The organism is Herbaspirillum sp. FG34, from assembly GCF_057809315.1.
This window is the reverse complement of the sequence record NZ_JBMDJS010000023.1, coordinates 41,527-55,493: the sequence shown is the minus strand read 5'-3', so window position 1 is coordinate 55,493 and position 13,967 is coordinate 41,527. Positions and strand designations below refer to the sequence as shown.

The window sequence follows — 13,967 nt, the reverse complement described above, 5'->3', positions numbered from 1 at the left end:
CCAGCGCCCTTTCTGGACAGAACGCATCTCACGCCTATTTATGAAATGGGTTCTACTAAAACTGACCGGGAAGATAAGTTCGTATCAGAAGGAGAGATTAAGTGCGAGCTTTGTATTTGCGGAGTCAGATCAAACAAGAATGGGGGTGCTTGCCGTCGCGTATTCGGCGACCAGTCTGACGGGGCAGGCGGCAATTATGTCGCGCTACGCTTCCTCTAACTCTTGAGAGAATAGAGCCATGAAAAAGAAATCAAGTAAGTTTTCCTCTGAGGTGCGAGAGCGTGCCGTGCGCTCGGTGCGTGAGCAGGGGCAATCGCAGTCGCCTCGGCAGCAGCAAGTTTGGCCGGGTAGGCCGCGAGTCGATGGAATGATCGCTTTCCTCAACGAGGTACGCTCTCTCAAAAACTGCGAAGGTCACCGCAAACCCGGATGAGCAGATGAAGGAAATGAAGATGCTGATCTTTGATCATGTGACCGGAGACGACATTATTGATTTCGACCCAGCGACCGGGCTATGGCGTTATCCAGAAAAGCCGAGAGTGACGCCTGAGCTTGAGATCATGGCAAGGTTTACCCTCCCGGTGAGAGGAAGCTTTACTGAAGTCGATGGCAAGCGTTATTACCTTTATTGGACAGCGGACCGGATCTTGCTCTTCAGACTTCCGGATGGGACCGAATATACGTTGTTCCGCCACCTTTCAGATGCACGTTTTGAAGATCTGCGCGACGGGCTGAAATTCGAGATTGTCCCGGCGGAGAGAAGAGATGGCAGTGCTATTCCCGGATATTCAACAGTGCGAATGCACGACAAAACCGGTACGTTATTGCACGAAGTTTCTTATTTTTCGCAACGGTATCTTCAGCTCTACATGATGGATATCACACCCTTTACCGATAGAGATCTTGGAACATGGGATTTCTTTGTTGCGCTCAAAGATGCTGTCGAAAAAATAAGTAAGAAATGCTCAAGCGAGAAGAACGAAAGTCCGCTTGCATCCAGAATCCGGGCGAGAACTGGAGAGCGCTGTCCCCTAGATGGTTTTTGGTTGGTAGCCGATTCCGTGGATTATCGGATAGAGGCCAAACAAGGCGAGCTGATGCCCTCCAGTCAGGGTCGCAATGTGAATTGGGAATGGATTTCTCGTGAACTGATTCCTGCGGCTCTTTTCACCGACTAGAACAAATCGAGATATCTCCCACGGCACAGCGCACCTGCGGATCGTTGAGGAAAATAGCAATGCTTGTTTATCAGCACTACACAGGTAGCGAAATTATCGACTTTGATCCGGAAAATGGGCACTGGCGATACCTGGAAGAAGAGCAACGAACGTCTGACCTGGAAATTCTGGGCCGATTTTCGCTGCCCGTTCGAGGAAGCTACACCGAGGTAAATGAAAAACGCTACTACCTCTATTGGACGGCAGATCGCATATTGAATTTGATAACGCCTGACAACAAGACATATCCATTGTTTCGACATCTCAAAGAAGCGCTCTTCGAAGATTTGAGCAATGGCTTGCAGATCGCCATCGCACCTACGCAGAACAATGATGGGAGCGAGAAGCAAGGTTACTCTACGGTTCGTCTATCAGACAAGGATGGCCGTATCCTCCACGAAGTATCGTATAACTCACGATACTATCTGGAGCTATACATGAGCGACCTGACCCCATTCACCGACCGGACTCTATCGACTTGGGATTTTTTTGTGGCGCTCAAGGACGGCGTGGAAAAAATCAGGAAGAAGTGCGTACCGTGTCCAGAGACAATAACGGATGTCGTACGCATCAGGTCAAAGTCTGGCCAAATTTGCCCGAAAAGCGGCTTCTGGCTTGTCGCAGATCTTGTCGATGACAAAATCGAGTGCGAGCAAGGAGACATCATGCCTCTATCGATGGGACGTGATGTGGCATGGGAATGGATATCTCAGGATATCGTTCCTCGAGAACTTTTCCTGGACGAGGACGAAGGATAGCCGCAAGCATCCATCGGATCGTGAGATCCTGTTTCATGGTCAAACACGTCCGGAAGGCAAAGAGAACTGAATCATGCTGCTGTACCTCCACCATACCGCTGGCGATGTGATTGAGCTGGCTCCCGGCACCTACCTATGGCATTACGCAGAGACATCTCGAGGCGGTACAGATACGTCGATTATGGGATTCGTGGTCGAGCCAATCCGTGGTAGCTACACCGAGGTGTATGGAAAACGCTATTACCTTTATTGGTCAGCAGATCGAATTTTGAAATTTGTCACACCCGAGAATAAGGAATACAAGCTCTTTCGTTACTTGAAAAAGGCTCTTTTTGAAGATCTAAGGGATGGACTGCATATGGAGTTGGTCCCCACCGAAAAGAAGGATGGATCTGCAGTTCCAGGCTATTCGACCTTTCGCCTGCTCAACAGCCGTGACGAGATATTGCATGAGGTCTCCTATCACGCTCAGTTCTTCGTTGATCTCTATCTCGGAGATTTCACTGCATCAGTTGATCGCGATCTCGGAACATGGGACTTCTTCGTGGGACTGATGCGTGGCGTAGAAGAAATCGCCAGCAAGTGCGTAGAAAATCCTGAGCTGATCGGTCCGGACCTGGATCGTATCCGTGTACCCACAGGAGCAACCTGCCCCAGAACAGGATTTTGGCTTGTCGCGGACTTATTCGACGACAAGAAAAGAATTGAAGAAGGAAAGCCGATGCCGAGCTCGCTCGGGCGGGATGTGGTGTGGGAATGGCTATCGGTTGATATTGTTCCTCCAGAATTCTTCTTATAACCTGTCACGTCTGATTGTAGCCGCGACAGGATCGAACGCAGTGACCCAAGTTCATACTTATGTTGATTTGCCAGCACCACACCAGCAGCGACGTCATTGATTTTGAACCGACTACCGGACTGTGGCGGTATGTCGATACCCCCTGGAGAGGCAGTGACCGTGGCGGCAGCATTCGCAAATTCTCAATTATTGCCGCTGCACAGATATCACACGGCACCACTCACACTGATCAGCTTGGAGCGTACGAGCCACATACGAGATCGAGAATCGGCTCATAATTTCCCGCTTATTCATCTGCCACCGCGAACACCCGCCCCTAACCCTTGTCCAACCCGCTCCAAGGCCCGCCAGTTCCAGCAAGCAAACGCAGGACCAGCGGGGATCATCATGACAAGAAAATAACTGATCGGGATCGCATCGACCATGAAACTGCCTACCCTGAAATCCTTGCTCGGCGTCAAGCCACCCACCTCCGCCGTGGACCCGCTGCTCAAGCCCATCAATGACAATCACCCTGGCGGCGAAGACCTCTCCTTCACCGCCGATCTGGACGCCATCGCCGAGGCCCGTCGCTTCGACGATCCGACCCTGGACCAGGGCGAATGGGTCACCGACATCAAGGAAGCCGACTGGATCTTCGTCGAGCAACGCTGCGCCCAGCTCATCGAAACCCGCAGCAAGGACCTGCGCCTGGCCGTCTGGTACAGCGAAGCCGCCTGCAAGACGCGCGGCCTGCGCGGGCTGGGCGATGGCTTCCTGTTGGTGGCCGGCCTGTTCGACCAGTTCTGGGATCACCTCTACCCCCTGTCTGAAGAGGGCGACCACGACCGCCGCGTCGGCAACCTCACCTGGCTGCTGTCGCGCTCGGTGCAGATGTCACGCGAGATCCCGCTGACCGAAGGACGTGGCAGCGCCTTCTCCCTGCTCGACTTCGACGGCGCACGCACGCGCGCCGCCAATGCCGAGCGCATCGCCAACGAGGGCGGGAAGCCAGAGGAGGGCGTCAAGCTGGCAGTGATGGAATCGGCCCGCAAACGCAGTTCACATGCCTTCTACGAAGCCATGCTCGCCGATACCCAATACTGCCTGCAATGCCTGGAACAATTCGAAAAGTCGGTGGACCAGCGTTTGGGCGTCGACGGCCCCGGCTTCTCTGCCGCACGCGAGGCGATCACGCTGGTGCATGACACCATCGCGCGTTTCGCTGCCGACACCGGCCTGCGTTCAGTGGCGCCCGCGGAAATCGCCGTCGCAGACGAGAACACCGCCGCCCTGGCCGCCCAATTTACCGAGCCTGGAAGCCCAGTTGCGGCGCAGGTCCAGCATCAAGGGCCCATTCGTACCCGTGCCGAAGCCATCGCCCAATTGCGTGCGGTGGCGGAATTCTTCCGACGCACCGAGCCGCACAGCCCGGTCGCCCACCTGGCGGACAAGGCAGCGCAGTGGGGCGAAATGCCCTTGCATGCCTGGCTCAAGACTGTCATCAAGGACAATGCCGCGCTGTCCCATGTCGAGGAACTGCTGGGATTGCAACCGCCTCCGCAGGATTGAGCCCGTAGCGGCCTCAGCTCAAATGAAAAAAGGAACCGCCAAAAATCGGTTCCTTTTTTCTTTTACGAGATTCGCCCAGCCCTTACTTGGCGATGCGGAATTCGATGCGGCGATTCTTGGCGCGTCCTTCCGCCGTGCTGTTGGAGGCGACCGGTCGGTCAGGGCCCTGACCAGAGGTAGTCAGCAGGCTCTCATCGACGCCCTTTGCACTCAGGTAGGCTTTGACCGCATCGGCCCGCGCCAGCGACAGCGAAATGTTGCTGGCGCGCAGACCTTCATTGTCGGTATTGCCGATGATCTCCACATGCCGTCCTTTGAGTCTCAACATGGTGGCAGCGATCTCATCGAGGATGCGCTTGCCTTCAGGCGTCAAGGTGGCCTGCCCGCTCTCGAACGACACCACGCGGTTGGCCAGTACATTGTCCAGCAAGCCCTGTTCCGAGGTGGAAACCCGCAAGCCATTGTTGACGGTATAGGAAGAATTCAGGCTGCTGGCCATGTCGCTGGCGATTTGTTGTCGCTGTGCTTCATTGGCCACTTCGCCGGAAATGCTGACGCTGGTGCCGTCGATCTTCAGCTGACCTCGGCTGACCGCCTTGAGGTTGGGCGAAATCAGTTTCTGCACGTGACTGTTCCAGTTGGCCGGTAATACCACCTGGCCCACCGCAATCTGGTCGACTACACGATCGGCGCCGTAGACTTCACGCAGACGCGCCAGGGCCGCGGCCTTGCTGGCTTCGTCCGGTACCGTTCCGGTGACCAGGACCTGGCCCGGCGCGGGAGTGGCAACAGGCGGCGCAACGTTCTGCGCCAGGCCGATTGAGCAGGCAAGCGAGGCGATGCTTAACAGCACCAGCCGACGGGTTTGGGAAAGAAGGTTCGTCTTCAAGATTCAGGCTCCGATGAAAGCTTCGCGGAACGAGGCCAGGGCCGAGGTCAGCGAGAGGTCTGGATGGGCCAGGTAGCTGGACAGTTTCTGGATGCCGTAGTCACCGCTCACGTGTTCTTCCACCCAGTCGGCATCGTCGAAGGGAATGTTGTGCTCGGCACCGGCCTGGACATCCATCACCGAATGCAGGGTGCGCGGTGAAGCTCCGGAGAAGCCAAGGAACATGACCGGTTGTTCATCCATTCTGGTCAGCAACAGCACCAGCTCGAAATCGGCCCGCGTGAGGAAGGGCGTAATCAGGTGCATCCAGAAGCTGGCTACCAGGCTGCGATACATCGGGTCGCGCGGTAGTGGCAGGATCAGGTTCTTGTCGAGACGGCTGGAGGTGCTGGCCATGACAGGTTGCAGCAGCAGGCCCAGAGCCAGCAGCAGCTGACGCAGATTGCCGGCGAAGCCTGCCTCGGTCAGCATCTGTTGCAGCGAACCGGTCGTCTGCAGATCAAGGAAGTCAGCGAAGGCGGCGCGGTAGCCGGCGCTGTTGATGTCCAGTTCCAGCGTGGTCGAAGCCAGTGTCTGCAGTGGCTGGCCAGGATCGGGCGCGCTCAGTACCCCCTGTGTGAGCGACTCCAGGCGCGTCCACAGTCGCGAGAGGATCAGAGGACTGTTGCTGACGAAGGCCACCGGGTCTTCGATATCGAAGGCACTCATCGAGATGAACGGGAAGCGGCGCTGCGACTGGTCGCCGCTGGCACGCAGGTGGCCCGCCACGGCGCGCCGGCTGCGCGGACCCATGACCACGAAATGCAGGGGCTTGACGCCGTCATAGATGATCTTCCAGCGCGCATCGCGCGAGAGCAGCTCCATGGTCTGCGCCAGCCAGTTGTCCAGCAGCGTGATCAGCGCGGCGTTGTCGGTGGCCTTGATGAAATCCCCGCGTGCCGGAATCTTGCCGAAATAGCCGATTCTGATGGGGGTGCCGGATGCACTCATTGCTTGGCCCCTGTAGTCATGGATTGAGTTTGCGATTGCACCGGCGACGCCGGTGCAGGCGCTGGCGGCGCGCCGCCAGCGATGGTTTCCGGCAGCTTCAGGCCACGCAGAGCCGCCGTGCCGCGTGCGGCACCATTGCTGTTGCCGGAGACTTCGGCGCTGCTGATGATCTTCAGGTTCACCACCACCGTCACCCCGTCATTGGTCCACGACAGCTCGAAGACCCCGTTGTCCTTGCGCTTGCGCTGGGCCGTGTTGATCAGGCGTTCCAGACCGAAGCGTCCGGGCTGGTTGGCCACTTCCACCGTACGGCCGTCATAGGTGACGGCAGTCACCCGGGCACCCGGCGCACCCTGCGGATTGGGCCAGACGAAGTTGCTCCACTGGGCTTGGGTATTGCGGTAGCGTAGCTGCTGACCATCGATCTCGATGGTGTATTCCAGCGCACCCGGCGCTGGCTGGGGCTGGATCTGGAACACCGTCTGCGCATCTGCAGCACCGCCACCGCCGCCTGCACCAGCACCACCCGGGGTGCTGATCCAGTCGGCGAAGCTGGTGGTGATGGTCGGCGACAGGGTGATGCCCATGTCGGCCCACTTGCGTGGCGACAGCGTGTCGCCCCGGCGTACCACCAGCGGACCCATGGCCGTGGTCACGAACTTGGAGATCGCGCCATTCTCGCCAAACACTGTACCAATCTCGCCACTATTGGCCTCGATCTTCGAGTTGGGCGAGAACGGATACTTGGCCGCCAGATTGTTCTGGAACGGCTCGTATACCTGGGCACGCCAGATCTTGTTGACCTCGCCTTCGGTCGGACGCACCAGCGCATTGAAGCCCTGTACCAGCGGCCGCACCAGCAGCGGCCGCAGGGTGGTCTTCTGCTGGTCGTTCAGGCCGGGCAGCATCTCCTCATCGACGAACTTGAGCGAATCCGACAGTTCCGAGCCGCTGCCTTCCAGCGTCTGCTGCATCAGCTGCTTGGCACCGGGGCCGGTGTCTCCCTGGTTCTTGATGGTGTTCAAGCGGGTACGCAGCTTGGAGAGATTTTCCATGTAGCCGCGCATGAGCGAATTGCCCTTGTCCTTGCTCACCACCAGGCGCGCCACGCCGGCGAATTCGCGGCCGACCGGACCCATCGGGATAGCGGTGCTGCCATCGGTATTGAGCTGGGTCGGCGCCGGTACCGGGGCCGGCGAGCGACGCAGGATGGTTTCCTTGAACCAGCCCATGAAGCCCTTGCTGGCGGTGGCCAGGCCGGCATCGACCAGCGAGGGGTTGTCCCACGAGGTTTCGTCGTAGACCGTATTGATCACCTTGTTCAGCGGTGAGGTCAGCGGGTCGCCCAGACGGTTCATGGCATTGGTGGCCTCGTCCAGGTTGTGCAGTTCGACGATGCTCACGCCCTGCAGGAATTTCTGCCACTCACGCGCGTATTCGGTCTTGTACTGCGATACCAGGGCCTTCTGGATCTGCTCGGGGCTACCCTCCAGTGTCAGGTCGTCCTTGGTGGAGGTCTTGAGCACCCAGTCGGCGCTTTGCAGTTCCTTGTTGGCGGCCTCCTTGAAGGCATCCTCCACGAACTTCTCCCAGGCATCGCGAGTGAAGGTGCCGGGGATGGCGTAGCTGCCCATCACCAGTTCCTTGTCCTTGTCGCCGACGATGCGGGCGACCGTCATGGACGCGAAGCGGGTCGCGGCACGTGCCTTCACGTCGGCATATACGCGCTCGCGCGCCGGCATGCCACGAACCACACGACGCAGGTTTTCACGGGTCTGGTCGACCAGGGTCAGCTTGTTTTCCACGGTCGGCCAGGAGGGATCATTGATCTGTTCCAGCGAGAAGCTGATGAGTCGCTCGGCACTGCGGATCATCTGTTCGCGCGGCATGGTGCCCCGGTTGGTCTCCAGCCAGCCGCGCCAGAAGCGGGTGATCTGGTCGCTCAGGTGACTCGATTCGGCACGTGACTTGTCGGCCAGCATCAGATAGGTCTTCAAGGCGTTGTAGGCATCTTCCACACTGGTGGCCGAGCTGTCCTTGTAGGTGCGCAGGGCGTTGCCGGCCTGCGCGCCATTGTCGGCCACCGGCGTGATGCCGCCGGCTTGGGGCGGCTTGGACATCGGTTCCAGCTTGCCGGAATTGGCGTTGACTTCCATCAGGTAGGTCTCGATGTTGGAGGCCACCGGTTTCAACATGATTTCCTTGATGCCGGCGAAGTATTCCTCGCGCAGCTTGCGTTCCAGCAGGTCGCCCTGATAGAGCCCGAGTCCGACCGAAATCGGGCGGCTGGAGCGATAGCGGTCCAGTTGTTCGATACGGTCCTGCAGGATCTCCAGTGCTTCGAAGCGCGATTGCAGGTCCAGGCGCTTTTCCTGCAGTTTGACGGCCTTGTCCATGTCGGCCTGGACGTTGGCCACCAACTGGCGGTTGCCCATGTAGGACCAGCTCCATCCACCCAGCAGCGCCCCCAGTACGGTCACCGCCGCGAAGAAGGTGATGTAGCGCATGCGGAGCTTGTGGCGGCTGGTGTACTGCGCCACCAGCTGCTTGTCCGCAAAGATCACCTGCTTGAACAGGTTGTGCAGGAAGAAGCCGTGCTGGGAGGAGATATCGCGCTGCGGCTTGTGTTCCAGCGTCAGGCCGAAGCGGTCGGCGATGCGCTGCGAGGAGGCGCTCACGGTCGCGCCTTCCTGCAAGGCACTGGTGAAGTAGAAGCCTCGGAAGACCGGCTTGAACTGGAAGGGATTCTCCTCGAACAGGGTAGTCACGAAGGAGCGCAGCACGCCCTTGATGGAGGAAAACTCCAGCGGGAAGGTCAGTACGCCCGGCGCCAGGTTTTCGCCGCGCTTGACCGACATGTTGACCAGGCTCATTTCCTTGAGGCCGGCGTACAGTTCGTCGAAGCGCTCATCAAAGAAGCTGCTGACCTCCTGTCCGCTGCGCTTGCGGTCGTAGGCGAGGGTGGCGCCCCAGACGCGGTCGCGTTCACTGCGTTCGGTGTCGAGGAAGAATTCGTTGAAACCGGTGATCAGGTCAGCCTTGGTGAAGACCACATAGACGGGCGCAAAGACTTCCAGCTTTTCGGTCAGTTCCTGTACGCGCTGGCGCAGATTCTTGGCCAGATTGATGGCGAATTCGGGACGATTGCCGGTCAGCTCGGCGATGCTCACCGCAATGATGATGCCGTTGATCGGCGCCTGCTTGCGATAGCGCTTGAGCAGGCCCAGAAAGCTGAACCATTCATTTCGGTCATCCTCGTACACCGAATAGCGCCCGGCGGTATCGAGCAGGATGCCATCGGTGGTGAAGAACCAGTCACAATTGCGTGTACCCCCCACCCCATGGACGATCTTGCCCCCCTTGTCGGCGAAGGGGAATTGCAGGCCCGAATTGGCGATGGCAGTACTCTTGCCCGCTGCCGGGTTGCCGATGACCATGTACCAGGGCAATTCGTACAGCGCGGCAGCGCCCGACTTCTGGCCCAGCTTGGAGGTCTTGATGGTATTGATGGCTTCCAGCATGCGCTGGCGCAGGGCGTTCACGTCGTCGCGGCGCGCGCCGTCGCTGCTGGCGGGGGCGGCCTGGGTGGCTTGCTGCTCCAGCACGTTTTCCAGCTTGCCGGCGGCACGCCGGGCTTTCCAGCGCTTGTAGAGCCAGAACCCAAGCCAGACCAGCAACAGCAGGCCGAGCAGGGCAACGGCCCAGATCAGCGCCACTTCGAGCTGATCGGCGCCGATGAAGAGAAAGGCCGCCAGGGCGGCGAAGCCCAGGAGGATGAGGACACGCGTGTCGCTGAGGATATGCCAGAGTCGTTGCATGATGTGAGCGCTTTGGTGTGGAGTTCTTGTTATACGTTCGCTGAAGCAGGGGCGTGAGATGCCGTGGATGTCGAGGATGCTGCGGGATCGGAAACCGGTGCGGCTCCTGCCGCAATGACGGGAGCAAGGCTGAGGGCCACCACGGCGCGCCGGTGTGCGTCTTCGTTGCAGACGCACAGGGTCGGTTCGCCGCTCTCGGAGGTGGCAGTGTGTGCCAGTACCAGCGCCGACAGCGCCGTGGCCTGGCCGGCCGAGCCGCAGGTGGCGCCGAGCTTGACGCATTGGCTCCCCAGGTCCAGTTCGGGCAGGGCGGCGTAGCCCAGTTTCATGATTTCATCGGTACGGCTGGCGCGGTAGTCACCATCGCTTACCAGCAGGGCCAACTGATCGGGGGCAATCGCGGCATCGCGCAGCGCAGCCTGCGCCAGCTGGATCAGCAGTTCGCCCGATACGCGGCGAGCCTGGTCGACCGATTGCTCATGCCGGCCCACGCTGGCCCGGTGCAGCAGGACCGGATCGGCCGTCCCCATGGCCAGCGCCTGGGTGGCATCGGCCAGGATCAGACCGGCGGCGGCTTCTGCCGGCGCTTTGCCGATGTTCTGCGACCCTTGCAGCAGTTGCTTGTCCTGCTGCCAGGCCTTTACGATCTCCGGATCCAGGTTGCACTCGGCTGCAATGACCATGGCCAGGTAGGACGAGGCCAGATAAGGGGAGGGCTGCTGCGTGCGCGCATCGCGACTGGTGGCGACCAATCGGTCCAGGTGCTGCAGCGGGTGCGCGTTTTCGCCGGCCGCGGCGGGAAGCACGTTGAGCTTCTCGGCCGGCCAGCCGGCCAGGCATACCTGCTCACCCAGCCAGCGTGCAGCCTGCATGCGGTGTTCGCTTCCCCAGTGGGCGGGCAGCAGGACCAGCAGATGCAGATGCGGCAAACCGACTTCCTCCTGACGGTGACGCGCAGCCTCGCGATACTCCTCCAGCAGGGGATGCCACTGCAGCCGCCCTCCCAGCTCCCGCGCGATATCGGCGGCCAACGTCAGGCTGCGCCAGTGAGCATCGCCCATCAGCATCAGATCCTGCCCGGGGAAATGTTGCTGATGCCAGGTCTGGTAGATTTCGCGTGTTTCTTCACTTTGGAGGTCGCCGATGCGCCCGGCGAGGATGGGCATGTCCTGATCGTTCACCAATTCGCCATCCAGGGGCAGGCGCAGAGATTGCGACTTGATCTGTTCCAGCAGGCTGCTGGCGTCGGCACCGAAGGGTGAGCGCAATGCAGTGGCCACGATGGCCAGCGTCCACCTGCGCTCGGGAGGATGTCCCGGTTCGCTGGGTGCAGCCGTCGGGGCAGGTGCGGCAGCCGCGGCGGCGGCCTTGGCGGCGGCTGCCGCGACCAGCGCGCTCCTGGCCTTGCTCACGCCCCACACCAGCAGCAGAAAGGCGGCCGGCAACACCAGCAGATAGACGATGACATCGCCGCCATCGGGCATGTGGTTGGCGCCTGACCAGTAGGTGATGAACATCACCCAGGTCATCAAGAAAACTGCGACGGTCAACAGACCCCGCTTTATCCATGTGCTCATCAGCGTTCGCTTTCTGGATTCTTATTGTTGTAGTCGGCCCTGCCCCTGTCATGATGGTTGGGTTCGCTCAGAGCGTCGTGGTCGCCTGGCCGGCAATGAGTACCGCGCCGCAGGCGGTCTTGTCGCCATCGCGCGCCACCGGCGCGCCATCCACCACCATGGTGGGGTCGCCGCTGACGATGGTGGTGGTGCCGTGGTGCGGGCAACTGACCTTGTCGCCGATGCGCGCCACCGGCTTGTTGCCGACCAGAGTCTGACCGGAACCTTCGATGACGCTGCCACCGTGCGAAGTCTTGTCGCCGAGGACGATGATCGGCTTGCTCATGGTGTATCCCCTTGTATTTCTATGGTCTGTCTTTATGCGGGCGGCCGGGCAAGGGGCCGCCTCCAGCTTCATTTCTTCATCACGCCCGGCATGCGGTATTCCGTGTGACCGAAATCCATCAGCTTCCAGCGACCGCCCCAGGTCAGTCCCACCGACTCGGCGACCTCGCCATAGAGACGATAGCCTTCCATGGCCCATGGATCCTTTTCGCTGATGACCAGCTTGCCGTTCCGGACAAAGGCGCAGTCGCCCGCAAGGCCGTACTGGTGGTAGCTCTGGAACGCGGCTGCATTGGTGACGTTGCCCCCCATCCCGGCCAGCATGTTCTGGCGCTCCGGACTGCGGTAACCCTCGATGAGCGCCATCTCGTAACCATGCTTTTCCTTCATGATCTTGAAGACCAGCAGCAGGCGTTGGGCGTATTCTGGATTGAGCAGTTGCCAGTTGCGGCTGGCGTTGACCAGCATCGGACGGACCTGGACCACTTCCGCAGTGGTAAACATGTCCGGCGGCAAGGGCGGCGGTGGTACGAGTTGCTCGCCTTTTAAAAGTTCCGCAATTTGAGAATTGGTTACGCGCTGGGTGTCGTCAAAACCCTGCAGCATCGACTTGCCGCTTAACAGAAATGCAACGATGGCTGGACCTATCAGCAATACTGCGATCGTTGACACAATTACGTAATTATTGCGCACGTAGTCGACACTCGCTGTCAGGGAACTCCGTACGCTGGATGTGGTCCCTGCAATCACTTCCTCGCTTCTTCTGTTCCAGCGTTCCCATCGTGAGCGCAGACCTGCAAGCCGGGCGTGCAGGAAGCGTAACGTCAGTCCTCTGCCGGACGGAAACAGCAGCAGCCACATCGCGAAGCCGGTGACCAGCAGATAGGTGGCAATGAGAAGGAACAGCACGACGAATCCCCTTTTTATTCTGGTCGACGCTGGGTGGCACTGAAGGTGCGGACGCCGACACGTTTCTGGAATTGAGCCGGCTCATTGGCAAGTGATTGAGTCGGACTGGCAGTCAACAGAAAATTAATAAAAATCAAACAACTTGTTTCAAGTTGGATAACTCAGGAGTACGGCCTTGCAGCCTCCGAACCAAGAAAAACCTGGATCCAGAAGACCAAGCTTGATGCCTGCATCGGACACTTCGTCTGCGGATGAAGTTCGCATCCTCAATTCGATTTCGGACGGAAAGAAAAAAGCCCGCAGCAATGGCAGTGGCAATGGCGCAGGTACACACAAGCCGCGTCGTGTGCTGTTCATCGTGCTGCTGCTGTTGCTGGTCGCCGGCGGCATCACGCTGGCAGCCTTGCGTCTGCACGGTCATGATGGTGGAAGCACTTCCGTGCAAGCCTCTGCAACCCCATCCAGGCCGCCACCGGCAGCCGCTGCACCTGCATCGACCACCGACACCGGGCCAGCTTCAGGCGTCGCTTCGGCCGCGACCGATACAGCGGTCATCAACGATACCAGTGCCCCGGCACCAGACCCGGCGGCGGACTCCAACCCCGCCCGTGGCCCGGACCAGTTGACTTCGGCGCTGGAGGAAGGCGTCAAGCCGCCGCCGGCGACGCTGAAGAACGCCCTCGAAGCCAAGCCGGAAAAAACCGTGAAGCCCCCCAGGTCGACAGCCCAGCATGAGGAAAAAAAGAGGAAGGCAGCCAAGGCCGAGAATCGCAACGACAGCGATGTCGATCTGATCAAGGCCCTGGTCGCCCGCTCCGGCGAGGTCGAGAAGAAACGCAGTCCCGAGGGCGCCAGCAATGCAAACGGTGGCGACGGTGCGAGCGGGCAAGGCACCCCGGCGAAGTCTTCCCAGGCGCATCCGGGGCCCTCCCGGCAGAAGGATGCCCGCAATGTCGATGTGGTGGAGCGCAAGAACGGCGAGAGTACCGCCTCACTGCTGCAACGCTGTCATGCGCTGGGTTTCGTTGAAGGTGAATTCTGCCGTTGGCGCATCTGCTCGGGACGCTGGGACAGCGATCCCGCCTGCAAGGTGGCCAATACGAACAATTGATGCAGATTGCCCGACCCGGGCAGT

11 protein-coding genes and 1 pseudogene are annotated in these 13,967 nt (G+C 59.7%); 6 read left to right on the top strand and 6 right to left on the bottom strand.

Annotated features, from left to right (window positions below; translation table 11 throughout):
- The 5 genes and pseudogenes from ACODSZ_RS21280 to tssA all read left to right on the top strand — a co-directional run.
- Nucleotides 1-226: pseudogene (locus ACODSZ_RS21280) on the top strand (hypothetical protein); the annotation flags it as partial.
- A gap of 211 nt (nt 227-437) precedes the next feature.
- The gene (locus ACODSZ_RS21275; RefSeq protein ID WP_488928497.1) at nt 438-1,178 is read left to right on the top strand and encodes a hypothetical protein; all 741 of its coding nucleotides are present in this window, start codon (nt 438-440) and stop codon (nt 1,176-1,178) included.
- Nucleotides 1,179-1,237: 59 nt separating this feature from the next.
- Nucleotides 1,238-1,975 (top strand): hypothetical protein, encoded by a 738-nt coding sequence (locus ACODSZ_RS21270; RefSeq protein WP_008332261.1) that lies wholly within the window; start codon nt 1,238-1,240, stop codon nt 1,973-1,975.
- 73 nt (nt 1,976-2,048) lie between these two features.
- The gene (locus ACODSZ_RS21265; RefSeq protein ID WP_488928496.1) at nt 2,049-2,774 is read left to right on the top strand and encodes a hypothetical protein; all 726 of its coding nucleotides are present in this window, start codon (nt 2,049-2,051) and stop codon (nt 2,772-2,774) included.
- A gap of 423 nt (nt 2,775-3,197) precedes the next feature.
- Entirely contained in the window at nt 3,198-4,325 is a 1,128-nt protein-coding gene (gene tssA, locus ACODSZ_RS21260; RefSeq protein WP_488928495.1) for a type VI secretion system protein TssA, read from the top strand.
- Between the two features lie 82 nt (nt 4,326-4,407).
- Here tssA and ACODSZ_RS21255 read toward each other — a convergent pair whose 3' ends face one another.
- The 6 genes from ACODSZ_RS21255 to ACODSZ_RS21230 all read right to left on the bottom strand — a co-directional run bounded on the left by ACODSZ_RS21255 (nt 4,408) and on the right by ACODSZ_RS21230 (nt 12,832).
- The gene (locus tag ACODSZ_RS21255; protein WP_488928494.1) at nt 4,408-5,214 is read right to left on the bottom strand and encodes an OmpA family protein; all 807 of its coding nucleotides are present in this window, start codon (nt 5,212-5,214) and stop codon (nt 4,408-4,410) included.
- 3 nt (nt 5,215-5,217) lie between these two features.
- Nucleotides 5,218-6,204: a type VI secretion system-associated protein TagF gene (gene tagF / locus ACODSZ_RS21250; RefSeq protein ID WP_008332256.1), complete on the bottom strand. Its 987-nt coding sequence runs from the start codon at nt 6,202-6,204 to the stop codon at nt 5,218-5,220.
- Nucleotides 6,201-10,022, bottom strand: coding sequence for a type VI secretion system membrane subunit TssM (tssM, locus tag ACODSZ_RS21245; protein ID WP_488928493.1), 3,822 nt, complete (start codon nt 10,020-10,022; stop codon nt 6,201-6,203). The genes tagF and tssM overlap by 4 nt, the downstream gene beginning before the upstream one ends.
- Before the next feature lie 29 nt (nt 10,023-10,051).
- Nucleotides 10,052-11,599, bottom strand: a complete 1,548-nt coding sequence (locus ACODSZ_RS21240) for a hypothetical protein (RefSeq protein WP_488928492.1) — start codon at nt 11,597-11,599, stop codon at nt 10,052-10,054.
- 67 nt (nt 11,600-11,666) lie between these two features.
- Nucleotides 11,667-11,924: a PAAR domain-containing protein gene (locus tag ACODSZ_RS21235; protein ID WP_008332251.1), complete on the bottom strand. Its 258-nt coding sequence runs from the start codon at nt 11,922-11,924 to the stop codon at nt 11,667-11,669.
- A gap of 68 nt (nt 11,925-11,992) precedes the next feature.
- The gene (locus ACODSZ_RS21230; protein WP_175344791.1) at nt 11,993-12,832 is read right to left on the bottom strand and encodes a M15 family metallopeptidase; all 840 of its coding nucleotides are present in this window, start codon (nt 12,830-12,832) and stop codon (nt 11,993-11,995) included.
- Nucleotides 12,833-13,055: 223 nt separating this feature from the next.
- On the opposite strand from ACODSZ_RS21230, the gene ACODSZ_RS21225 reads away from it, so the two are divergent.
- Entirely contained in the window at nt 13,056-13,943 is an 888-nt protein-coding gene (locus ACODSZ_RS21225; protein ID WP_488928491.1) for a hypothetical protein, read from the top strand.
- The last annotated feature ends 24 nt before the right edge of the window (nt 13,944-13,967 follow it).